Source organism: Bacillus sp. FSL W7-1085 (assembly GCF_038595035.1).
Classification (GTDB): Bacteria; Bacillota; Bacilli; order Bacillales; family Bacillaceae; genus Bacillus; species Bacillus altitudinis.
The window spans coordinates 1,934,900-1,958,119 of sequence record NZ_CP152000.1; the positions used below are offsets into that span (position 1 = coordinate 1,934,900).

General features: G+C 41.0%; 24 protein-coding genes and 1 other RNA gene. 8 read left to right on the forward strand and 17 right to left on the reverse strand.

What is annotated here, in order from left to right:
• Positions 1 to 2: 2 nt before the first annotated feature.
• From MKY11_RS09760 to MKY11_RS09770, 3 genes are read right to left on the reverse strand one after another with little or no spacing between them, the layout of a single operon-like run.
• The gene (locus MKY11_RS09760) at positions 3 to 722 is read right to left on the reverse strand and encodes an MBL fold metallo-hydrolase (protein WP_217967065.1); all 720 of its coding nucleotides are present in this window, start codon (positions 720 to 722) and stop codon (positions 3 to 5) included.
• Positions 723 to 760: 38 nt separating this feature from the next.
• A complete protein-coding gene (locus MKY11_RS09765) occupies positions 761 to 1,237 on the reverse strand; it encodes a GyrI-like domain-containing protein (RefSeq protein ID WP_342501372.1) in 477 nt (158 codons plus the stop codon).
• 54 nt (positions 1,238 to 1,291) lie between these two features.
• Positions 1,292 to 2,215 carry a YafY family protein gene (locus tag MKY11_RS09770; protein WP_342501373.1) on the reverse strand — a complete coding sequence of 308 codons (924 nt, stop codon included), beginning with the start codon at positions 2,213 to 2,215 and terminating at the stop codon, positions 1,292 to 1,294.
• A 118-nt stretch (positions 2,216 to 2,333) separates the two neighbouring features.
• On the opposite strand from MKY11_RS09770, the gene MKY11_RS09775 reads away from it, so the two are divergent.
• Complete coding sequence (locus MKY11_RS09775) at positions 2,334 to 2,858, forward strand: mother cell-specific membrane sporulation protein (protein WP_144665611.1); 525 nt, start codon at positions 2,334 to 2,336, stop codon at positions 2,856 to 2,858.
• 35 nt (positions 2,859 to 2,893) lie between these two features.
• Here the strand turns inward: MKY11_RS09775 and czrA are convergent, their stop codons facing one another.
• Positions 2,894 to 3,223 carry a Zn(II)-responsive metalloregulatory transcriptional repressor CzrA gene (czrA, locus tag MKY11_RS09780; protein WP_007500691.1) on the reverse strand — a complete coding sequence of 110 codons (330 nt, stop codon included), beginning with the start codon at positions 3,221 to 3,223 and terminating at the stop codon, positions 2,894 to 2,896.
• 187 nt (positions 3,224 to 3,410) lie between these two features.
• Between czrA and MKY11_RS09785 the strand changes: the two genes are divergently transcribed.
• Together MKY11_RS09785 and MKY11_RS09790 are read left to right on the forward strand one after the other, a co-directional pair.
• On the forward strand, positions 3,411 to 4,736 hold the full coding sequence (locus MKY11_RS09785) for an APC family permease (RefSeq protein WP_017359483.1): 1,326 nt from the start codon (positions 3,411 to 3,413) through the stop codon (positions 4,734 to 4,736).
• A gap of 97 nt (positions 4,737 to 4,833) precedes the next feature.
• Positions 4,834 to 5,496 (forward strand): lysozyme family protein, encoded by a 663-nt coding sequence (locus MKY11_RS09790; protein WP_017359484.1) that lies wholly within the window; start codon positions 4,834 to 4,836, stop codon positions 5,494 to 5,496.
• A 34-nt stretch (positions 5,497 to 5,530) separates the two neighbouring features.
• Here MKY11_RS09790 and prpB read toward each other — a convergent pair whose 3' ends face one another.
• From prpB to MKY11_RS09810, 4 genes are all read right to left on the reverse strand, one after another.
• Complete coding sequence (gene prpB, locus MKY11_RS09795; RefSeq protein WP_039963936.1) at positions 5,531 to 6,448, reverse strand: methylisocitrate lyase; 918 nt, start codon at positions 6,446 to 6,448, stop codon at positions 5,531 to 5,533.
• 12 nt (positions 6,449 to 6,460) lie between these two features.
• Positions 6,461 to 7,897, reverse strand: a complete 1,437-nt coding sequence (locus MKY11_RS09800) for a bifunctional 2-methylcitrate dehydratase/aconitate hydratase (RefSeq protein ID WP_039165498.1) — start codon at positions 7,895 to 7,897, stop codon at positions 6,461 to 6,463.
• Positions 7,898 to 7,899: 2 nt separating this feature from the next.
• On the reverse strand, positions 7,900 to 9,042 hold the full coding sequence (gene mmgD, locus MKY11_RS09805) for a citrate synthase (RefSeq protein WP_041507084.1): 1,143 nt from the start codon (positions 9,040 to 9,042) through the stop codon (positions 7,900 to 7,902).
• Between the two features lie 167 nt (positions 9,043 to 9,209).
• Positions 9,210 to 9,749 carry a DUF420 domain-containing protein gene (locus tag MKY11_RS09810; RefSeq protein ID WP_008346516.1) on the reverse strand — a complete coding sequence of 180 codons (540 nt, stop codon included), beginning with the start codon at positions 9,747 to 9,749 and terminating at the stop codon, positions 9,210 to 9,212.
• A gap of 204 nt (positions 9,750 to 9,953) precedes the next feature.
• Here MKY11_RS09810 and MKY11_RS09815 point away from each other — a divergent pair, with 204 nt between their 5' ends.
• Positions 9,954 to 10,460: a GNAT family N-acetyltransferase gene (locus MKY11_RS09815; RefSeq protein WP_008346514.1), complete on the forward strand. Its 507-nt coding sequence runs from the start codon at positions 9,954 to 9,956 to the stop codon at positions 10,458 to 10,460.
• Positions 10,461 to 10,612: 152 nt separating this feature from the next.
• Here MKY11_RS09815 and MKY11_RS09820 read toward each other — a convergent pair whose 3' ends face one another.
• From MKY11_RS09820 to MKY11_RS09855, 8 genes are all read right to left on the reverse strand, one after another.
• Positions 10,613 to 11,404, reverse strand: a complete 792-nt coding sequence (locus MKY11_RS09820) for a 3D domain-containing protein (RefSeq protein ID WP_007500712.1) — start codon at positions 11,402 to 11,404, stop codon at positions 10,613 to 10,615.
• Between the two features lie 256 nt (positions 11,405 to 11,660).
• Positions 11,661 to 13,442 carry a DNA helicase RecQ gene (recQ, locus tag MKY11_RS09825; RefSeq protein ID WP_342501374.1) on the reverse strand — a complete coding sequence of 594 codons (1,782 nt, stop codon included), beginning with the start codon at positions 13,440 to 13,442 and terminating at the stop codon, positions 11,661 to 11,663.
• Between the two features lie 135 nt (positions 13,443 to 13,577).
• Positions 13,578 to 13,763: non-coding RNA, 6S RNA (gene ssrS, locus MKY11_RS09830), on the reverse strand.
• A gap of 133 nt (positions 13,764 to 13,896) precedes the next feature.
• Positions 13,897 to 14,397 carry a TraR/DksA C4-type zinc finger protein gene (locus MKY11_RS09835; protein ID WP_025207496.1) on the reverse strand — a complete coding sequence of 167 codons (501 nt, stop codon included), beginning with the start codon at positions 14,395 to 14,397 and terminating at the stop codon, positions 13,897 to 13,899.
• Between the two features lie 89 nt (positions 14,398 to 14,486).
• A complete protein-coding gene (locus tag MKY11_RS09840; RefSeq protein WP_017367442.1) occupies positions 14,487 to 15,134 on the reverse strand; it encodes an SDR family oxidoreductase in 648 nt (215 codons plus the stop codon).
• A gap of 177 nt (positions 15,135 to 15,311) precedes the next feature.
• Complete coding sequence (locus MKY11_RS09845; RefSeq protein ID WP_008346505.1) at positions 15,312 to 15,653, reverse strand: PH domain-containing protein; 342 nt, start codon at positions 15,651 to 15,653, stop codon at positions 15,312 to 15,314.
• 277 nt (positions 15,654 to 15,930) lie between these two features.
• Positions 15,931 to 16,068 (reverse strand): YozQ family protein, encoded by a 138-nt coding sequence (locus tag MKY11_RS09850; RefSeq protein ID WP_072368424.1) that lies wholly within the window; start codon positions 16,066 to 16,068, stop codon positions 15,931 to 15,933.
• 49 nt (positions 16,069 to 16,117) lie between these two features.
• Positions 16,118 to 16,330: a DUF6501 family protein gene (locus tag MKY11_RS09855; RefSeq protein WP_017367443.1), complete on the reverse strand. Its 213-nt coding sequence runs from the start codon at positions 16,328 to 16,330 to the stop codon at positions 16,118 to 16,120.
• Positions 16,331 to 16,539: 209 nt separating this feature from the next.
• Here MKY11_RS09855 and MKY11_RS09860 point away from each other — a divergent pair, with 209 nt between their 5' ends.
• The 4 genes from MKY11_RS09860 to MKY11_RS09875 all read left to right on the forward strand — a co-directional run bounded on the left by MKY11_RS09860 (position 16,540) and on the right by MKY11_RS09875 (position 21,920).
• Positions 16,540 to 18,024: an aldehyde dehydrogenase family protein gene (locus tag MKY11_RS09860; RefSeq protein ID WP_017359492.1), complete on the forward strand. Its 1,485-nt coding sequence runs from the start codon at positions 16,540 to 16,542 to the stop codon at positions 18,022 to 18,024.
• Positions 18,025 to 18,124: 100 nt separating this feature from the next.
• Positions 18,125 to 20,002 (forward strand): prenyltransferase/squalene oxidase repeat-containing protein, encoded by a 1,878-nt coding sequence (locus tag MKY11_RS09865; protein WP_342501375.1) that lies wholly within the window; start codon positions 18,125 to 18,127, stop codon positions 20,000 to 20,002.
• Complete coding sequence (locus MKY11_RS09870) at positions 19,995 to 20,816, forward strand: superoxide dismutase (protein ID WP_342501376.1); 822 nt, start codon at positions 19,995 to 19,997, stop codon at positions 20,814 to 20,816. Before MKY11_RS09865 ends, MKY11_RS09870 begins: the two co-directional genes overlap by 8 nt.
• A gap of 153 nt (positions 20,817 to 20,969) precedes the next feature.
• Complete coding sequence (locus MKY11_RS09875; RefSeq protein WP_060811914.1) at positions 20,970 to 21,920, forward strand: bile acid:sodium symporter family protein; 951 nt, start codon at positions 20,970 to 20,972, stop codon at positions 21,918 to 21,920.
• A 31-nt stretch (positions 21,921 to 21,951) separates the two neighbouring features.
• Here MKY11_RS09875 and odhB read toward each other — a convergent pair whose 3' ends face one another.
• The gene (odhB, locus tag MKY11_RS09880; RefSeq protein ID WP_047946567.1) at positions 21,952 to 23,208 is read right to left on the reverse strand and encodes a 2-oxoglutarate dehydrogenase complex dihydrolipoyllysine-residue succinyltransferase; all 1,257 of its coding nucleotides are present in this window, start codon (positions 23,206 to 23,208) and stop codon (positions 21,952 to 21,954) included.
• Positions 23,209 to 23,220: the final 12 nt, after the last annotated feature.

The window sequence follows — 23,220 nt, forward strand, 5'->3', positions numbered from 1 at the left end:
GCTTACTGTCCCCCCTTTTGTAGCTGCTGCTTCCTTTTTTCGATAGCGGCTCTGAGCTTTGCCTCAGGCTCTATGATGAGATCACCATGCCCTGCTGCGAGACATGATAAGGGAAGTGCCAGTAATTTTTCAGCGCTTTTTAGTGCTGTTTCTGCATCCCAAGTGGCAAAAGCCGGGAATGGGAAGGTGAAGCGAAACTCACCCGTTACAAATAAACCGCCTTTTGTCACAACTGCATCACCCGCTATGACAACCCCTGACTTTTCATCGTATAAAGAGATGCTTCCTGGTGTATGTCCTGGTGTGGCAATGACTTTCAGGGACCCAATCTCGTCCCCTTCTTCAACAAGCACGTCTGGTTTTGTGTGAATGTCTTTTGAAAAACTGCCTTTGACTTTTTTCTCTGGCTCACCAGGAAGTAAAGAGAAATCGCCAGCAAACAGGCGAGCATCTCGTTTAGATAAATAAACAACTGCCTCTGGAAAAGCCTTTTTCACTTCATCTAGTGCGCCAATATGATCCATATGACTATGAGTCAGAATAATTTTGTTAATGGGTTTGTTTAATTGATGTGCAAATTCAATTATCGAGCTTGCTGCCATTTTCAAAGCTGCATCAATTAAGATGAGTTCATTTTCTTCCTCAAATACATAACAATTTACCGGAAAAATACGCGGCATTAATGTAAGCTGATGCAAACGGTCAAATGTTGTCAATCTCATCTTGTTTTCCCCCTAAAACTAATGTCGTTAGTTTTATATTAACTAATAGCATTAGTTTTAGCAACTATTTTTTCAGCGACTGCAATATAAATATCAATTTGCGCTTCTTTTGGATCAATCGATCGTTCGTCGTACCATTCAAAATCGCCAGTATATGTTCGCAAATAACGCTGATCCCAACTCCAAATCTGCTGCCATGTTTCAAACACAACCTCTTCAATCGGGCCCTTTCTCGTTTGAAATCTTGCGTAGGTGGAGCCTGGAATCTCTTTTGCATCTTGTGCTAGCTGCTGGTCAACCAATTGCCCCGCTGTGAACAAATAAGCGCCATTTTCATCCTTTTCATAATCTGAATACAGCCCTATGACTGGCGCATGTCCTCCGCGAAGCTGCTGCGTGAAAAATTGCTGCCAAAGCGGTGCAATCTTCCGCTCGTTTGTTTGCTCCATTTCGTTTGTTGTTCGAACAGATAATCCCTTGATCCATTGTTTCTGTAAAATCACGATATCGTACATACATTCTCATCTCCTTTTTTTCCATCATATAAAAAGAAACCTGACAACATTGTGTCAAGTTCCTTTTGGTTTTTGAAATTGTTTCAATTTGAGATCAAATGCTTCCCGAACGGATAGCGGAGAGACAACCTCGACATCTGGCCCTAAATAAAAAAGAAAGCTATATAACCAATCATCCTGAGGCAACGTGATTGTGGCAAGATACGTACCATCTGCACATACGGTAAATTCATTTTCATCTATCCATTCCTTCACTTTACCAACAGAATCTTCAGTCAACCTGAGCGTTAGTGTACTGACGGAAGGTTCTTCGTGCCAAGAATCATTCCAAGGCTTTTCTTCATTTTTTATTCGTTTAGGAAGAAAAGATACTGAATGCGTGATAAGGTCTGACATTCTTTTGAGTTTAAACAGACGAAACGCTTTTTTCACGCAGCAATACGCATACAAATACCAGTGTCTTCCTTTTAAGACAAGTGTATAAGGCTCTACTTTTCTAGGAAGTGTTTCGCCTTTTGCATTGCGATAGGTGAACTGGATATATTGATGCGCTGTGGCAGCGGTATGAATGAGCTGGAGCTTCTTTTCTAAATAGCTGTCTTTCCCCCAAGAGCTTAAATCAATAAATACATGTTGCTGTTTTTCATTTTGAGGCGGGATCAGGGATTTCATTTTCTTTAGTACATGTTCACTTTCTTTAAAGGTGTATGCACTCGTAATGCTTTCAAGAGCTGTTAAAATCAGTTCAATATCATCATCAGTGAATAATTTTTTCTCTAGACGATAGTCGTCAACGAGTGAAATTCCACCCCCTGCACCTTGTTTTGTGACAACTGGAATCCCCGCTTGATTGATCGTATCAATGTCACGGTATATGGTTCTCACGCTCACTTCATGTAGTTCAGCTAGGTCTTTCGCCTGTACTTGCCGTTTGCTAATCAGTATCATCACAATGGACAAAATGCGATCAATTTTCATGACTTTTCCTCTTTTTCATAAATATAGGTTTTGATTTGATAAAAAAAGAAAGAATGGTAATGATAAGTAACAGCCAGCATTCGTTTACATCCCTGCCTGTGCAGGAGGAGGTTGCATCATGACACATTACGTATGGCAGTTGTTCATGATCGGGATCGTCATGCTCGTCTGGATCATCATTCGAATGAATCGAATGAGACGCTATCAGCTTGTGCGCCCGGTAAATCTTTTCATGAGAATGTATGTATTTAGTCTCACTGCCCTTATTCTCTTATCAGAAGGATGGCAAAATCACAGTATTTTTATCTATGCCGTCATTGGCATGATCTTCGGGAGCAGTCTCGCCATTCACGCCTATCAGACGATTCAGATGAAATTAGAAAATGGCCGGCTGTATATGAAAACAAGTAAATGGATTGAAAGCTTTATTTTATGTTTGTTTTTATCTAGGCTTGCATTTAAATCGGTCAATCTCACAACACATGCGATCACCAAAATGGATATCGTTGAATTGTATCAGCATATTGTCAGCGATGATGCGCTGACAATACTCAGCTTTTTCCTTCTAGCGGCTTACTATATTGTGTTTTCTTATCAAATGATGAAAGCAAATAAACGATCAACCCAAGTACATCATGCATAAAAAACCTTCCTATATAAAAGTAGGAAGGTTTTTTCTCAATCATGCTGTGCATGGTGTATCATTTGTTCAAGCACTTCCATCACATGCTGATCTTCAGGACTGTAAAAAATCGAGGTCCCTGCTCGTCTAGATTTCACGAGACGAAGATTTTTTAAAAAGCGCAGCTGATGAGATACGGTTGATTGCATAAGGTTTAGTGTTTCTGCTATATCATTTACTGAATGTTCACCTTGAGACAGCAAATGCAGAATACGAATACGCGTCGGATCAGATAAGGCTTTAAATGTTTGGGAGACAAGAAATAGACTTTCTTCGTCCAGCTCCATCCGTTCCTGTTCTTGATTTGTATTCAGTTCTTCCTTCATTTCGCTTCACCTTTCTTGTCAGTCAACTCACGACTTATTCTATGTATCATCATATACCAAAACGTGTAGCATGCAAAGCTTCCACACCTTTTGAAAAAAGATTTATTCAAATAGCATTGACACGTGGTAGCATTCTTTTTAAAATGAGCATTATTTATTCATTTTTTTAGAGGAGCTGATAGGCAAATTGACTGAAGAGCCAAGACTAAAACGCAGCCTGACTGTTTTTCCACTTGTTGTGATCGGGCTTGCTTATATGGACCCACTTGTCGTATTTGATTCATACGGCATTGTTGCTCAGCTGACGAAAGGACACGTTGCTGCAGCTTATATCTTTACTTTACTGGCATTACTATTGACAGCGCTTAGCTATGGGAATATGGTGAAGGCTTTTCCAAAAGCAGGATCTGCATATACATACGCGCAAAAAAGTATTCATCCTCACGTCGGCTTCCTTGTAGGATGGACACTATTGCTTGACTATTTATTTTTGCCTATGGTGAATTTTGCAATCGGAAGTGCATATTTAACCGCAGCCTTTCCTGATGTACCTCATTACATTTGGATCATCATACTTGCTATCGCCATAACGACTGTCAATGTGATCGGTATACGTCTTACAGCCAACATTACAGCGCTATTTGTGACCTTTCAGGTGATTGTCGCTGTGACATTTGTTGGGTTTATTATTTATGGGCTCACGCAGCATGCAGGCACGGGAGAGATACTGTCAACCCGTCCGTTTTATTCAGCGAGCTTAGATCCCGCCCTTATTTTTTCCGGTGCGACGATTTTATGTTTTTCTTTTCTAGGATTTGATGCGATTTCGACCATGTCTGAGGAAACAATTAAACCAAAAAGAACGATTCCTCTCGCCATATTTTTAACGGTCGCTATTGGAGGTGTGCTGTTTACCCTCACCTCTTATTTTTTACAGCAGGTGTTTCCAAATTTTCAACAGTTCAAGCATCCAGATGCGGCATCACTTGAAATTGCAGAATTTGTGGGCGGCGCGTTTCTCCACTCATTCTTTTTAGCCGGCACCATGGTCGCTGTCATCTCTTCCTCCCTATCATCACATGCGAGTGCCGCAAGACTCTTGTATGCGATGGGAAGAGATCAATCATTACCAAAGCGTTTCTTCGGTTATATTCACCCAACATTGAAAACGCCTGTATTTAATATTTTATTAATTGGTGTTTTTTCGTTAACCGCAGTTGTTGGTGAGCTTGAGGTCATTTACTCGTTTATCAGCTTCGGGGCATTAATTGGATTTACGTTTGTTAACTTGTCTGTTTTCGCTTACTATTTCATCAAACAAAAACAAAGAGGTGTATTAAACACACTGAGGTATGCCATCATCCCTCTTTGCGGAACGGCTTTTTGTATTTGGCTCTTAACAAGCATCAGTACAAATGCATTAATCATCGGCATGGTGTGGCTCATGATCGGTTTTGTTTATTTCTGCTATAGACTGAAAACAAGAACAGAATTTACGTTTGGCTATGATTGAATATAAGGTTTTCACTTGGTATCCTGTGCAGGATATGGCATAATATAAAGGCTGTACTTCCCTTTTAAAAGCGGGGCAAAACAGGGGTGAACTGACCTTGAAAAAGAAAAAAACAGGATGTTTTGCCATTTCAGGCTGTTTCACGATTTTTCTGTTTGTTTGCGTATTAGCGGCCATTGTCATTTCCTTTAATCAAAAGGAGTTAAAAAAGCTGCCGATTGATACGGAATCAATTGTTTTGTCGAGACTGGATGATTACAAACCGCTTGTAGAAACAGAGTTAAGAGATCAAGATTTAGATCAATATACCGCGTTAATTCTCGGTATGATGTATCAAGAATCAAAAGGCAGAGGCGGAGATCCAATGCAGTCCTCTGAATCTCTTGGTTTGAAACGAAATGAAATCAATGACCCTCAGAAAAGCATTAAACAAGGAGTCCATCATTTTTCGACCATGTACAAGCATGGGAAGAAAAAAGGCGTTGATTTGGAAACCATTATTCAAAGCTATAACATGGGAATCGGCTATATTGATTTTGTTGCAAAAAACGGGGGAAAACATTCCGAAAAATTGGCAAAGCAATACTCCAAAAAGCAAGTGAAGCGAAACCCTGAAGTCTATACATGCGGGGGCGACAAAGATAACTTCCGCTATCCGTATTGCTACGGTGATTTCACTTATGCTGAAAAAGTAAAAGAAAAAACGAAAACAGTTGAAGAAAAGATGAAATTGGCTTCATCATCCACACCATCATCGTAAAAAAAGCACTTCCGTTTAGGAAGTGCTTTTCATTTTATGAATGCTCTTTCCCGATTTCCGGCAGGATCGTTTTGGCTAAATGCTGATCCATTTCTTCATATTCATCATAATGAATCGTTTCATATAGCTCTTTTCTCGTTTGCATGTCCTCCAGCATTCCCTGTTGCGTCCCCTTTTCTTTAATCTCTGTAAATAAACGCTCATACGCTTTTGCAGCAACTCTCAGGGATGACACTGGATAAATCACCATTTGAAAGCCAAACATAGAAAATTCGTCTGCATGATAATAAGGTGTTTTTCCAAACTCCGTCATGTTTGCAAGAAGCGGCCCTTTTATATTATTTGAAGCATACGTGAAATCTTCTGCTGTGATCAGCGCCTCAGGAAAAATGGCATCTGCTCCTGCTTCTAGATAGAGATTAGCCCGGTGAATGACATCCTCCATCCCGTTTACTGACTTCGCATCTGTTCTTGCGATGACGAGAAGTGTAGGTGCCGCTTGTTTGATCGCTTTGATTTTCGCCATCATGTCTTCTACAGAAACGAGTGATTTTCCGTTTAAATGTCCGCATTTCTTCGGCATTTGCTGATCTTCAATTTGAACAGCCGCTACCTTGCTCTCCACCATTTCTTTTGCTGCCCTGGCTGCATTTAATACCCCGCCATAGCCAGTATCCATATCAACTAAAAGAGGCAGCTGAGAAGCTCGAATGATTTCCTTTGCCTTTTCCGCCATTTCAGTGGAATGAATCATACCGAGGTCAGGAAGCCCTTTGCTTGCGCAAAAAGCGGCACCCGATAAATAAAGCCCTTGAAATCCCATTTTCCTCGCATAGAGCGCAGACATTCCATCGTGAACGCCTGGAATTTGAAATAAAGCGGATTTGTGCATTTGCTCTTTAAAAGCTGCGGCTAAGTCAGCTTGATTTACTTCATCATTCACGATCCACACACTAGCTCCCCCTTATATGACAAATAAATCCATAAATGCTGGTACTGTCGTTGTTTTTAATTGATTTGGATTTTGGCAAAGTGAAACAATTTGATCGACTTGTTTTTGTGGAAATCTCGTTTTCAAATGATATGCCCATTTCTTTTCAAGCAGCGGGATCCCTTCCTGCCTTCTTCTGCGATGACCAAGCGGATATTCAATTTCAATTCGATCTGTCATCGTTCCGTCTTTAAAGAAGATTTGAACACAGTTTGCAATTGATCTCTTTTTCGGATCTAAATAGTCTTCTGTATACCGTTTATCTTCTTTGACGATCATTTGATCACGCAAACGGTCAATGAGCGGATTCTGCGCCGTCTCTTCTTCATAATGATCAGCGGTCAGCTCACCATAGATTAACCCAATGGCCGTAATATACTGCAAGCAATGGTCACGGTCTGCCGGGTTGTAAAGCGGTCCTTTTTTATCAATAATTCGAATGGCTGATTCATGTGTCGTAATCTCAATCCTGTCAATCTCATCTAAACGGTCTTTTACCGCGTCATGTAGAATGACAGCGGCCTCAGCGGCAGTTTGCGCATGAAATTCTGCTGGATAGGCAATTTTAAAGAGTACATTCTCAATCACATATGACCCGAGCGGCTGGGCAAGTGTAAGTGGTTTTCCTTTCATTAACACATCTTCAAATCCCCACTTTTCTGCACTGAGGGGCGTCTGATAGCCCATTTCTCCTTTCAATGTCATCATCGCTAGTCTCACCGCACGGCTTGTGGCATCCCCTGCTGCCCACGATTTCCTTGATCCTGTGTTCGGGGCATGCCGGTACGTTCTAAGCGGTGAATTATCCACAAATGCTTGTGATAACACATGCTGCACATCTTCTTTCGTTCCGCCAAGCATTGCACAAACGACTGCACTTGATGCCACCTTGACAAAAAGAACATGATCCAAGCCATTTCGATTCAAACAATTTTCTAAAGCAAGCACACCTTGTATTTCATGTGCCTTTACAATCGCATGCAGTACGTCATTCATCGAAAGCGGTTCTTCTCCATTTGCAAGCCTCGTTCTGCTAATATAATCGCTTACAGCCAATATCCCGCCCAGGTTATCTGAGGGATGGCCCCACTCCTGTGCAAGCCACGTATCATTATAATCTAACCAGCGGATCATACATCCTATATTAAAAGCCGCTTGAACAGGATCTAATACAAATGAAGTGCCGGGCACTCTTGCTCCGTTAGGGACAACAGTTCCAGGTACGATGGGTCCAAGATGCTTCGTGCATTCTGGAAAGTTGAGCGCCAGCATTCCGCAGCCGAGTGTATCCATGAGTACATACCGAGCTGTTTCAATGGCCTCTTTGCTCGTAATTTCTCCATCCACGGCATAGGCTGCGATATCTGCTAATAGTTGATCTGTTTGATTGGCTACTGCTGTTTTATTCATATTCATTCCCCCGTTTTTCCATCATCATTAGAGACTTTTAATCCTCTTGGTCCTAAATACCTTACTCTCGGTCTAAAAATCCGATTGTGTGAATGCTGCTCGATGACATGCGCTGCTAATCCGCTTGCTCTCGCAGCAAAGAAAATCGGTGTATAAAGTGAAATAGGAATGCCGAGCACGTAATAAATAGGTGCTGCGTAATAATCAAGGTTTGGATAGAGGTTTTTCTTTTCTTTCATGTATGCCTCGCCTGCGACGCACATGTCATAAAGCGTCGTGTCTCCTTTTGATTTGGTAAGCGTTTTCAACGATCGTTTTAAAAGAGCCGCTCTTGGGTCCATTTTTCTCATATATACCCGGTGTCCAAAGCCCATCATTTTTTCTTTTGCGGCTAATTTACGTTCGATGAGCGCAAGGAAACCTTCTGTTGTTTTGCCTTCGAGCAGCATGTGCATGACTGCTTCGTTTGCGCCTCCGTGTAAGTCACCTTTTAATGAAGAAATCGCTCCAGTAAAAGCACCATACATGTCAGAATGAGTAGATGCAATGACTCTTGCTGCAAATGTGGAATTCGGCAGCTCATGCTCACTATAAAGCGTGAGCGTTTGGTCAAATGCTTTGATTTCGTCTTGTGCCGGAGTGCGGCCTGTTAACATCGCTAGAAAGTTTTCAGTGTAGGATTTGGTCTGGTCTGGAGTAGGTGTGGTGTCTTGTGTGAGAATATGATAGCTTCCCGCAACAATCGCTGGTAGCTGGCCAAGTAATCGAACGGCACGCGCTTGTTGGCATGCTTCTGATCGATCATTCAGTTGTTCATCGTACCCTGCAAGAGCTGATAAACACGTTCTCATGGCATCCATTGGGTGAGTGGTTTTTGGCAGTTTTGTCAAAATGGTTTGAATGGTTGGATGTAAGCTTGTTTGTGAGGAAATATCTTGCTGAAATTGGTGATATTCCATTGCATCTGGTAATCTTCCATAAATGAGCAGATAGGCTGTTTCTAAGTACGTCTTGCTTTGTGCCAGCTCGATGAGGTCATAACCGCGAATCACAATTTCTTCTTGCTGGACATCTAGGAACGAAATTGACGTTTCGCTTGCCACAATGTCTTCAAGCCCCGGTTTGTACTGCAATTGTTCAGTCATCATATAACCCCCGTTTTGTTCAATTGTGTTCTCCAAACGAGCAAACGGCCAGACATGATGTGATTCTATAGGTGGGAAGATACCGTGCAAGTCGGATACCCAATTCCCATTTTATCCAAAGCACTTCATCTTGTAAATAAAAGAACGTATGCCCAGATGGACATACGTTAGCTGTAGTATGGAGAAATCATGATATATACGATGACACCTGTTAGACTGACATAGAGCCAAAGAGGCATGGTCCATCTGGCAATTTTACGATGACGTTCGACTTGCATTTGTGCGCCTCTAAAGAGAGTGATCAGTGCAAGCGGTACAATGACGGCAGATAAGACGATATGTGTGATGAGAATAAAGAAGTAAATCGGACGAATGATTCCTTCTCCCCCGAAGTGTGTATCAGCTGCCATTGAATGATACGTCACATACGAAATTAAAAAGACAAGTGTTGTTGAAAAAGCCGCAAAGATAAATCGTCTATGGGCTTTAATGTTCTTTTGTTTAATCATAATGAGCGCTGAAAGTAAAAAGATAAACGTAAAACTGTTCATCACAGCATTCAGTAACGGCAGAAATGTAATATCCAGATGACTAAATTTATCTGTTTTTGGCATGAAAAATAATAAAGCAATTAAGCCGTTTATGGCAATTGTTAAAAAGACAACAATGCCGGTGAAATTTTTCGGTTTTTGATTCTGTTCGTTCATGTTTGAAAACCTCTCTTTATTAGTTCCGACTAAGAGTATGTTATTTAACTTTCTCTCTAAAGTCAATGAATTCGCTGTCTTCGTCGAATTTTAGACAAACTTGCCGATTGCCTGCCTTCTAGCGGCTTGAAAGATCCACTCACTTCCTTTAGAATGGGAATTTGTGTGGTTTTTATCAACTCTTCTATGAAAGGAGCAATAGACTTGTCAATCTTACAGGAAACAACAAAAGATGTGAAGACATTAGAACAAGAATTACAGCAGTTGCAGTTCCAAATGTATCGAATGCAAGAAAATATAAAAGATATTTCAAAAAAAGCAAAGATTATTGGCATTGATCAAGCGAAGGAAGATGAATGGATGATCGTCTCTGCAATTGAGAATGCAGATACGTGCAAAATCATGTTAAGCGATTGTGAAAAAGCTTTTCGCGGACAATCTGATTTTTCCTTGATCGCGGAATATCCTGAAGAAGGAAAGATTCACATTGCCGATATTAAAGGCCCGCCTGATAATGGCTATGGATCCATTTGTATGAAGCATTTAAAAGAAATCGCAAGAGAGCAAAACATTCCAGTCATTACTGGGGATCTCGTCAAAAGAGATTGGAACCATGTGGACCGCCTGATTCATTTTTATGAAAAACACCATTTTGATGTCCAAATTAATTGGAAAGAGCAAAGCGGAGAAATTTATTGGGTGGACAGCTAACGACACAAAAACCAGCGTTGAGATGGACTTATACGCTGGTTTTTGTCGAAAATGCGAATTTTTCAGAAAAATATGTGTATTTCCGGCCAAAAAAAGGTATAATAAAAGCATCAGGCCGCCACCTGATGCTTTCTTCCAAAAACAATAGACTACTAGTTAAGTACTTTCACTTTGACTGATTTTACGCCCCAATTTTTAGCTTGGGATTTGCTTGGTACGTGTACATCAATTTTGTTACCTTTAATTGCGCCGCCAGTATCTGCTGCGATGGCTTCACCGTAGCCTTCAACATAAACCTTACTTCCTAATGGAATGACATTAGGATCTACTGCGATTACTTTTGCATTTGGGTTTTTGTTTAAGTTTACCCCTGTTGCAGTGATACCTGAGATGCCACCATCATTTGCTGTATAAGCCGTAGCCGTTACAGTCATTTCTTTTTGAACACTTTGACTAGCAGAAGATGATTCTGCTTTAGCTGTTTCCTTTTTAGGAGCAGCTTTTTTCGTTGTTTGCTCTTTTTGGACAGGTGCCTGTTTTTGAACAGGTTCTGAGCTTACCGGAGCTGAGCTTTGACCAGCAACACTTAATGTTGAACCAATCATAATTATATCTGAGTTTAAGTTATTCCAAGACTTAATATCGCTAATTGACACATTGAATTTTTGAGCGATTTTCCAGAGGCTGTCCCCCTTCTGGACTTTGTACTGCTCCTGAGTTTTCTCTTTTGAAGAGATTGTCAATTTATCTCCTACATAGATCATGTCTGTAGATAAATTGTTCCAACCCTTTAGGTCCTTTAGAGACACATCATTTTTTTGAGAGATTCCCCAAAGTGTATCACCTTTCTGTACAGTGATTTCCTTTGCAGAAGCTTGCTGTGCTCCTAATGCTGTTGTTGAGATTGCTGCAACAGCAACCAAGGACATAATAGTCTTCTTCATAAAGTAAATCCTCCCTTGTTAGCTTTTTATGGCGGCTAACGAGTGCTATCGTAACATATGTAAATGTCATTTCAATAACAAAACGATATGTTTTAGATTACAGTTCCTTTACATGAAACATCTCTCTCCATTGGTAAATCAGCCCACTAAATGGCTCAATTCCGCATCATATCAAGGTTTTGTAGGGATGGAAATCATCATGATGAAAACGCGTCCAAGTGGAACGAAAAAAATTTATTTTCCTTCTTCAAACTCTTTATTTTTTCTCTTTTTCTATAAATAAACGAATTTCTTCTAAAAAAACATCTCCATATTTCTCTCTTTTTTGTGCGCCGACACCTTTAATATTTAAAAGTTCTTCTTCTGTTTTAGGCTCTACTGCTGACATTTCCTTCAATGTTTGATCAGAAAAGACAACAAATGGCGGAACGCCCTGCTCTCTTGCCAACTTCATTCTGACCATTCTTAACTGCTCAAATAATGCATCATTTTCTTGAATAGCCTCTGCCTTTATCGCCTGCTTTTTATAGACGGTCTCCTGCCCCACTAGCACTTTCTTTCCTTTTTGTGTCACTTTTAGTGTTGGAAAAGCTCCTTCAGACATGTGTAAATACTCTTCCGTAATTAAAAATTCAATGAAATCACTGATATGTTGGGCTGAATGCTGTTTCATTAAAGCATAAGTAGGAAGCCGGTCGAAACCAAAATCAAGCACTTTTTTATTTTTAGAGCCGGCTAATACTTGAGCAATCATCATTTTTCCGAATCGTTCGTTCATTCTAACGGTACACGACAAAACCATTTGTGCTTCTCTCGTGACGTCTTCACGCTCTCTCTCGTCTAGACAGTTGCTGCATTTTTGACAAGGGGCACTTGATGATTGGTCAAAGTAATCCATCACAAATTGCTGAAGGCACTGTTCCGTATGACAGTAGTCTACCATTTGTCTCAACTTGAGCAATTCATGCTGATACCGCAATTCATCTTCTGTTGATTGTTCAATGAGAAAGCGCTGCACGCGTACGCCTTGCGGTGAAAACAGTAAAATGCATTCACTTTCAAGCCCGTCTCTCCCGGCACGTCCTGCTTCTTGGTAGTAACTTTCAATATCTCTTGGAATTTGATGATGAATGACAAAACGTACATTAGACTTATTAATCCCCATACCAAATGCAGATGTAGCTACCATTACTTGAATATCATCATTTAAAAAAAGATTTTGCTGTTCTTCTCTCACTTCATCATCTAATCCTCCGTGATAAACACCCGCTTTGATCTTTTGCTTTTTTAGACGATGATAAATTTGATCTGCTTCTTTTCGTGTGGCTGTATAAATAATGCCTGACTCAAGACTGTTTTTCTTCATATATTGTGTGATGAATTGGTCGCTGTTTTGCCCTTTCACCACTTGAAAAGACAAATTTTCTCTAGCAAAACCAGTAAAGATTGTTTCTTCTTCGTCCATGCCAAGTTGCACACATATATCCTGTTGGACCTTCTTTGTAGCAGTGGCTGTTAATGCTACAATAACAGGCCTTTTTGAAAGCTTGTTTACACATTCTTGTATAAAGCGATAGCTCGGTCTAAAATCATGTCCCCACTCAGATATACAGTGCGCTTCATCAATAGCCATTAAAGGAATCGTCAATCGATCAAGCAGCTGAAAAAAACGTTCATTTTGTAAGCGTTCAGGGGTGATATAAAGCAAATCATACTCCCCCTGTTCACATTTTTTCAGCCTTGTATTCATTTCACCTGCTGAAAGTGTACTATTTAAAAAGGACGATCGTATTCCCATCTCATTTAACGCATCAACCTGATCTTTCATTAAAGAAATAAGCGGAGATACAACGATTGTCGTTCCTTCCATCATAAGGGCAGGAATCTGGTAGCAAACCGATTTCCCTCCGCCTGTCGGCATAATGCAGACCGTATCCTTCCGTTTATTCACAATCGATTCAATGGCTTGTTTTTGTCCTTGTCTAAAAGCATCAAAGCCATAATATTGTTTAAGAAGTGCTTCTGCTTGTTGTAACATCCAATTCCCTCTCCGTCGTTTGTTTTGTCTATTTTAACATACATTTGTACATCCACATTCGGTCTGTTCAAAATCGTATTTTGGACAAAATAAAAAGCCATTTTCCAAAAATGGAAAATGGCTTGAATCATCCTAGGAAAAGCTGCGGATGCCGTAATCTAAGTAAGAAAGTTTTAAACCACCACTCCTCAAAGTGGGTGTTTGCAGAAACGTTCCTGTCTTCCTCTCGAAGGAGGCGTGACATTCCGGCTTCAATATAAAACTCCCTATTACAGCTTAAAGGTTAAAACTTAATTAACATTACGCGCATCGCAGCCTTTAAACTATACTACACGAAAGTTTATTAAATTTCAAGATATGTTTTTTCTAAAAAAATACTCATGTATACAAGATTTTTGTCCATGTAGACGTGGGAAAACATTATGGTGAGAAAACATAAATTCCTCTCATCATGTTATTTTTCCTCATCTACATCAACATCTTGCTCTTCTTCTAGCCTTTCATACGTATCTGAATGTAATTGATCCATTGTTTCTCTATTTGTTAAATCACGCATTTGCTCAGAGAACGAACGGTCAAATTCATTTGGATCTTGATTGGTTTCTTCATTTTTCTTTGCATCAATTGAATAACGAGTATAGGGTACTGCTTTCAAACGTTCATATGGAATGTCTTTTCCTGTTTTTTCACAAATTCCATATGTTCCGTCTTCCATCCGCTTAAGCGCCGCATCAATTTCACCTTCGAGCTGATCGTCGACTTGATCCAGCGTCTGTTCGGTCATGCGATCTAAATAGATGCTTCCGTGATCTGCGATATGGTTTCCAACACCATTTGAAATCTCATTCGATTCGACCAGCATGGATTCTTCTTTCTTTTTTGATCCTTTCACATCTTCTTTTAATTGAATAAGTCTTTCATATAAATCAGCTTTTTGCTCTTTCGTTAAGCTCACGGTCAATCACTCCTTTCTCTTTACCTTCCCGCTCCATGCGAAATGAAAACATCAAAAAAGCCGCCGCCTTTGGCAGCAGCTTTCTTCATTTAAAGATTACGAAGTGCTTCTTCTACTGGTGTATCACCTTTGATTAAGTCAAAGGCTTTATTTTTAACATTGGATTCCGTTAAGCTTTCCACTAAGACAGTGGCTACATCTTCTCTTGAAATCTCAATGTCACGATCGTCTGGAATATGAGCCGCCGCTTCTATTTTCCCTGTCTTCTCCTCATGCAGCAGTGCTCCTGGCCGCACAATGGTGTAAGAAAGACCAGACTGTTTTAAATGTTCATCGGCTTTTCTTTTCGCTTCATAATAAATCTCCATACTGCCTTGTCCTTTTCCTTGATGAGGATCGTCGGCATTATAAGAACTCAGCATCACAAAATGCTGAATATTTTCTTTTTTGGCTGTATCAACGAGGCGTTTTGCCCCCTCTTGATCAACAGCGATGGTTTTATCTGCACCTGTTTTTGAGCCTGAACCAGCTGCAAAGATGACAGCTTCTGCTTGCTTCACAGCATCTGTCACATCCTTTTCAAGATCACCGATGACAGGCGCTGCACCAAGTTCTTTTAGTGCATCTGCTTGTTTTTCATCTCGAATGAGAGCAAGCGGCTCATGTCCTTTTTCTTTTAAATATCGAATGACAAGTCTCCCTGTATGTCCGTTTGCTCCAGCAACTAATACTTTCATTGTTCATTCTCCTTTCTGTATCTGTTTCATCTTTATCCTTTTTTGATGTGATTCAAACACACGAATAGAAAAAAGCCTTCCCCACTGTAGTGGGAAAAGCTCAAGGGATATGCGATAGATAAAAATAAGAACAAAGAATGAGAAAAGTGCATGTGATCTATGTAATCGCATCGTTGATCAGCAAAGATGTTTTGTTAAAATGGCCTGCACGTCACTCAAATCTGTATCTTTAGAAAAATCGAGTTCAAATACTTTTGAGCTTGTAACAAGCAGCATACCAGTGTCCTGATCAAACACGCCAGCTTCTTGAATGGCAAAACTTTCAATTGATCGATACGGCAAGGAGACCCTGACTTTCTTTTTAGAAAATACGCGGTTATCGCCAAAGATCAGTCGTTTATTGGTAAAACAAATTTGGTCGTGACGCAGTCTGTAAACAGCCTCAATTCTTTCTCCTTCAATTAATAAGGATTCGAATTTTTTATGATCATTTTGTTTACTGACAGAAAAAATACCCACGTAAACCCCCTCTTCCTGCATCAAATTCCTTTATGACAAAACGGCCACACGGCTCTGTGGGTACGTTTTATTCTCACTTATAGAATACGCTATAAATCGTCGTTATTCCATTACGAATAGATTAAATTTCATTTAACTTTTTCTTTTTGATCCGATGCTCTTTCCTCTACTTATTTAGACTGTTAAAGCAGGAAAAAAGTTTCAGTTTTTTTCAAGAAATCATTCGTTATGAGACCATAAAAAAACAGTGATTATGTAAAATCACTGTTTTAAATGACTATTCATCTTTCGGGGTATCAATCGTTCCTTCGGCATACACGTCAGAAATTTGCTCAAGTGTCATCGCCATATCAGCATCTTCATTGTCATGCCAAGCATTTTGATGTTTCTGCTCTTCTTGCTGCTGCTTTTTCATCATCATCACCCTTTACTGTTTTTTTTAGTATGAGTGATGACCATCAAAATCATTCAGCAGAATTGTCTTCGAAATACTCTTTGTAGTACCCGCCTACTTTACCCGTATTATCAACAACAAAGAGAAATTCCTCTGTTTCATTTTTCACATCATATGTGTGTCCAACCGTTAATGCCCGGTCAACCATATATTTTTTCGCATTTGTATGTACACATTTTACTTGTTTTACCGTTTCAGCCGTTTGCCAGTTTTGATGGATCATGATTTAAAAACTCCTTTTTTCATCTATACATTTATTGTAGCCAATTTTTCGTGAAATGCAATGAGTGTTATCGATTGCTTTCAAAGATGTCGTGTAATATGATAAATGTATACGTTTACATGCGTGTGCGTATACAAATGGCTTCATGTTCACTTTTTCCACCTAGAACTCGCAGAACAACCCATATCTTTAAGGAGGTTTGTTTATTTATGAGCTCTACAACACTTCAAATCAGTTCAAAACTCGAATCTTTTCTCCAAGGGACGAAAAAACTCTACATTAACGGTCAGTTTGTCACAAGTCATGATAACAAAACATTCTCTACGCCTAACCCTGCCACAGGAGAAACCCTTATTGATGTATATGAAGCAGGTGCAGCCGACATTGATGAGGCAGTAAAAGCTGCTAAAAAGGCGTTCCATGGACCTTGGCGTTCTATGTCTGCAGCCGAACGTGCCCGCTTGATGTTTAAGCTGGCAGATTTAATGGAAGAACACCAAGAAGAACTGGCTCAGCTTGAAACACTTGATAATGGAAAACCAATTAATGAAACAACCAATGCGGATATCCCTCTTGCCATTGAGCACATGCGCTATTATGCAGGGTGGACCACAAAAATGACTGGACAAACCCTTCCTGTCAGTCAGGGATATTTTAATTATACCCGCCATGAGCCTGTGGGCGTTGTGGGACAAATCATTCCTTGGAACTTCCCGCTGCTCATGGCCATGTGGAAAATGGGTGCTGCACTAGCAACAGGCTGCACCATCGTTTTAAAGCCAGCCGAACAAACGCCACTATCTGCTTTATATTTAGCTGAATTAGTGGATAAAGCCGGATTCCCAGAAGGCGTGATTAACATCGTTCCTGGATTCGGTGAAACAGCCGGTGAAGCATTAACCGATCACCCTGATGTCAATAAGCTGGCTTTCACTGGATCAACAAGTGTTGGGAAATTGATCATGGAGAAAGCAGCCAAATCCATCAAGCGTGTTACTTTAGAGCTTGGCGGAAAATCGCCGAATATTATTTTACCAGATGCCGATTTAAAGAAAGCCATTCCAGGTGCATTAAACGGCGTGATGTTTAACCAAGGTCAAGTGTGCTGTGCAGGATCAAGGGTCTTTGTGCACCGGAGCCAATATGATGAAGTCGTCGATCAAATGGCTAAATATGCGACATCATTAAAACAAGGAGCTGGTCTTCATCATGATACCCAGATTGGGCCTCTAGTGAGTAAAGAGCAGCATGAACGTGTGTTAGGTTATATCGAAAAAGGGAAGTCAGAAGGTGCAACAGCCGTAGTCGGTGGTGACTGCCCTTATGAAGCAGGCTATTTCGTCTCCCCTACTGTCTTTAGAGATGTAGAAGATGAAATGACAATCGCAAAAGAAGAGATCTTCGGTCCAGTTCTATCTGCGATTCCTTACGATTCCATTGATGAAGTGGTCGAACGGGCCAATCAATCTGACTATGGGTTAGCGGCAGGACTTTGGACAGAAAACTTAAAGCATGCTCACGATATCGCTGCACGCCTAGAAGCAGGAACCATTTGGGTCAACTGCTATAATGTCTTTGATGCCGCCTCCCCGTTTGGCGGATATAAACAGTCAGGCCTTGGCAGAGAAATGGGATCATATGCCCTTAACAACTATACAGAAGTCAAAAGCGTGTGGATTAATCTGCAAGACTAATCATTTAAGAAAGCCGATGACGATGTCATCGGCTTTTTTTGTGCTGGCATGTGACAGGCCGACTCCTGAATATAGTGATAAAGGAAAGGAGCATGGCCGAATGCAAGATTTTAAAACGAGAGTCAACGAATATATCGATGAACTGCACATGCAGGTAGAACGCAGACAAAGAGAAGATGGCGCATTTATTTTCTGCTTTGAAGGACCTATGATGACAAATGCTTTTATCATTATGCTGTTAAAAGCCGTTGGTGACCCCGATCAGCAATTGATCCATCAATTGGCCGAAGCAATACATGCCAAACAAAATGAAGATGGTTCCTTTTCTTTGTATCATGACCAGTCGGGACATCTCACAGCTACAGTACAAGGTTATTGCGGCATGCTCGCATCTGGCAGATTTCAAAAAGACGAGCCCCATATGGAAAAAGCAGCACAATATATTCGCTCAAAAGGTGGACTAAAGAGCGTTCATTTTATGACAAAGTGGATGCTTGCCGTAAATGGCATGCACCCTTGGCCCTACTTCTATGCACCTCTTTCCTTTTTACTCATCCCTACGTCTTTTCCGCTGCACTTCTACCACCTTAGTGCCTATGCAAGGATTCATTTTGTACCCATGATGATCGCACTGAACAAACGGTACACCTCTCATGCTACGTTTCCATCATTAGCCCATCTTGATGAAAACATGTCTAAAAATCCATTTGACTGGTTTATGGCAAGAGAAGAACGTTCGACTGATCACTTCCTCATGTATATGCGGTCATATACAGCCCTCGACAGCCGGCTCGACTTTTTCGGATATGAAGCGGCAAAGCGATACATGTTTGCCCGTCTTGAAAAAGATGGGACGCTGTATAGTTACTTAAGTGCAACCATCTTTATGGTCTATGCCCTCATGAGCCTTGGGTACTCCCCTGGACATCATCTCATCCAAAAAGCAGTCAGAGGTATGAAAAGGCTCGTCACCTCCTGTCAAGGCAAGTTATATGCTGAGAATTCCACCTCGACTGTGTGGGATACAGCGCTTGTCAGTTACGCTTCTCAAAGAGCAGGAAGAAAACGAGAAGATCCCATGATCATGAATTCCTTCAACTATTTGCTGGACCGGCAGCAAATGAAGAAAGCGGATTGGGCAGTTCATAACCGTCATGCTGCTCCCGGGGGCTTTGGTTTCTCACATATCAATACGAATAATCCTGATTGTGATGACACGCAAATTGTGTTAAAAGCGATTCCAAAAGAATACGCTCCACTTCAGTGGAAACGAGGATATGACTGGCTTCTCTCCATGCAAAACCGTGATGGCGGCTTTTCTGCTTTTGAAAAAAATCAAGATCACTTTCTACTTCGTCACCTTCCGCTTGAATCTGCGGAGGATGCGGCGATTGATCCGTCAACTCCTGATATTACTGGTCGTGTGCTCCATTTGATTGGTTTAGAAGAAAAAGATACTGCTTCACCCTCGATTCTCAGGCAAAAAGATCGATGTGTAAAATGGCTCATTGACCACCAAGAGAAAAACGGATCATGGTTTGGCAGATGGGGTGTTTGTTATATTTATGGAACTTGGGCAGCGTTAACAGGACTGAAAGCGGCCGGTGTTCCCTCCTCACACCCTGCTGTGCAAAAAGCGTACCGTTTTCTAAAGCAGATTCAGCTTGAAGATGGCAGTTTCGGAGAATCGTGTAAAAGTGCAGAACTGAAAACCTATGTCCCGCTTCCCTTTGGCACAGTGGTTCAAACCGCATGGGCGACAGAGGCGCTCCTCCAATATGAGAAAGCAAATAACGCAGCCATTTTGAAAGCTGTCTCCTTTTTAGTGAACCATCACCATACTGAAGAAGCCATGTACTATCCAGTCGGCATTGGACTGCCAAAACAATTTTACATCACCTATCATAGCTACCCATTTGTGTTTCCGATGATGGCTTGTTCTACATTTTTAAACGAAATGAGGCGTATACATGAATAAAGAAGAATATCGCTCACAGCTCAAAGAGTGGCTTAGCACGATTCAACATGTGTGGCAAGATGATAAAATTCATCGAAAAGTGGAAAATTTACGACTCAAAATGGAGGATGACCATTCGAGTGAACAAGAATGGTACGAACTAGCCGAAAGGATTGCAGAAGACATGCAGCCACACGAAGAAGTGCGCGATATAGCAGCTGGAAAACATCAGTTACCACCACTGACTTATCGGTATGACGCGCTCGAACCTTATATTTCAAAAGAAATTATGTACTTGCACCATCAAAAGCATCATCAAACTTATGTTAATGGTCTAAATCAAGCTGAACTTGCGCTAAAAAAAGCAAGAAGAACCAACGACTTTACGATGATCAAGCATTGGGAACGTGAACTTGCCTTTCATGGGGCAGGACATTATTTACATTGTATCTTTTGGTTTTCAATGAGTCCTTCAGGAAAAAGAAAACCTACTGGTCAAATGCTTCGTCTCATTGATCAATCATTTGGCAGCTATGAAGCGTTCAAGTCACATTTTTCAGCTGCTGCCAAACAAGTAGAAGGTGTCGGATGGGCGATCCTTGTATGGTCCCCGAGATCTCAGCGTTTAGACATTTTACAAGCAGAGCGCCATCAGTTCCTCTCGCAATGGGACATCATCCCCCTTCTTGCTCTTGATGTGTGGGAGCATGCCTATTACCTCCAATATCGAAATGAGAAGGCGCAATATGTAGACCAGTGGTGGAATGTCGTTGACTGGCGTGAGCCAGAAGCAAGACTAAAACAGGCTCAACAAGTGAAATGGACACCTTTTTGATCGCATACTCCACATAGTTCATATACTATGTGGGGTTTTTTATTAGTTTACATAATGATATTATGAGCACCAGATGCAAAATCATAGGTTGTTTTTTCAGAAAATTCATTTAAAATAGAAAAGATATGAAAAGAAAGAGAGTTGAAAGATAGTATGAACACCCTTTTACACATTAGTCACTTTGCGGGAAGAACATTTGCTATATGGGTCATTGTCTTTGCTTGTCTAGGTTTTACTTTTCCTGCGGCATTTTCTTTGATTGGACCTTATATCCCTTTTTTACTTGGCATTATTATGTTTGGCATGGGGCTGACGCTGTCTTCTGAAGATTTTAAAGAGCTTTTTAGAAAGCCTCTTTATGTATTGATCGGGGTTTTAGCGCAGTATACACTGATGCCACTCATTGCATTTTTATTGGCCTATGGGTTACATTTGCCTTCTGAAATCGCTGTTGGTGTCATTCTCGTCGGCTGCTGTCCAGGCGGGACTGCATCCAATGTAATGACCTTTTTGGCGAAAGGAAATACGGCCTTATCCGTTGCCGTGACAACGATCTCGACCCTACTTGCTCCCATTTTGACCCCTGTTTTCATTTATATCTTTGCAAAATCTTGGTTATCTGTATCACCGGGTGCTTTGTTTTTGTCGATTGTCCAAGTTGTCTTAATTCCGATTATTTTAGGGGTCATCGTCAAATTGTTTTTTAAAAAACAAGTGACGTATGCTGTACAAGCACTCCCGCTTGTATCTGTGGTTGGCATTGTCGCCATCATTGCAGCTGTTGTCAGCGCAAATAAAGAACAGATTCTGCAATCTGGACTGCTTATTTTTGCCGTTGTTGTTTTACATAATGCTCTTGGTCTATTATTGGGTTACCTCATTGCAAAATGGTGTAAAATGGACATTCCTTCTCAACGAGCAATTTCAATAGAAGTAGGGATGCAAAATTCTGGACTTGGCGCAGCCCTTGCAACCGCACATTTTTCTCCACTTGCCGCCGTTCCCAGTGCCATTTTTAGCGTATGGCATAATTTATCTGGCTCTTGGCTGGCAACATTTTGGTCAAAAAGAGGCTACCCAGAAAATAAAGACCAAAAAAGCTAGTACCCTCATCGGTACTAGCTTTTTCTTTCGATTATCCTTCAAGCAATAGCTGTTCAGGATCTTCAAGTAGATTTTTAATCGTGACAAGGAACCCAACAGCTTCTTTACCATCGACAATACGGTGGTCGTATGAAAGAGCTAAATACATCATTGGACGGTTTTCAAAGCGTTCTTCATCAATTGCAACAGGACGAAGCTGAATTTTATGCATACCTAAAATTCCAACTTGAGGACTGTTTAAAATTGGTGTTGAAAGCAGAGAACCAAATGTTCCTCCGTTTGTGATCGTGAATGATCCACCTTGTAATTCATTGAGCGATAATTTGTTATCTCTTGCTTTTTTCGCAAGATGACCGATTTCTTTTTCAATTCCAGCAAACGATAGTCTGTCTGCATCACGGACAACTGGTACCACAAGCCCTTCATTGGCGGCTACAGCAATACCGATGTCATAGAATTTTTTAATGACAAGCTCATCACCTTGAATTTCTGCGTTGAGAAGTGGATATTTTTTAAGTGCTGCTACCACTGCTTTTGTGAAGAAGGACATGAAGCCCAGTTTCACATCGTTTTGTTCAAGGAAGGCATCTTTGCGACGCTTTCTTAGATCCATGACAGCTGTCATATCGACTTCATTAAATGTTGTCAGCATCGCTGCCGTTTGTTGAACTTCAACTAAACGTTTTGCAATGGTTTGTCTGCGGCGTGACATTTTTTCACGCTCAACTGGTTTCCCTGCTTGATCATTTTGCACCGCAGCATTTGCTTTTGGCGCAGCTTTCGGTGCACTTGCAGGAGCTTCATTCTTTTGGTAAGAAGCTACATCCTGCTTTCGTACCCTGCCCAGCGGATCTGCGGTTGGAATCTCAGATAAGTCTAACCCCTTCTCTCTTGCTAGTTTTCTAGCTGCTGGAGAAGCGATCGTTCTGCCATTACCAGATTTCGGCTCTTCTTTTGCTGCCTCTTCTTTTTGTTCAGCTGCTGGTTCTTCTTTCGAAGCTGATGCAGAATCTTGCTCAGGTGCTGGAGCTGCGGACTCGCTTCCGCCAGCTTCACCTGCTGCAATCGTTCCGATGACTTCTCCAACTTGGACAGTGTCACCAGAATCTTTCAGTACTTCTTTTAGAACACCAGATTCTTCAGCTGTCAATTCGACATTGACTTTATCTGTTTCAAGTTCTAACAGGTATTCCCCCTGCTCAACATAATCGCCCGGCTGTTTTAGCCACTGAGCAATTGTTCCTTCCGAGATTGATTCCGCTAGTTCAGGTACTTTAATTTCCGCCATTTTTCATTTCCC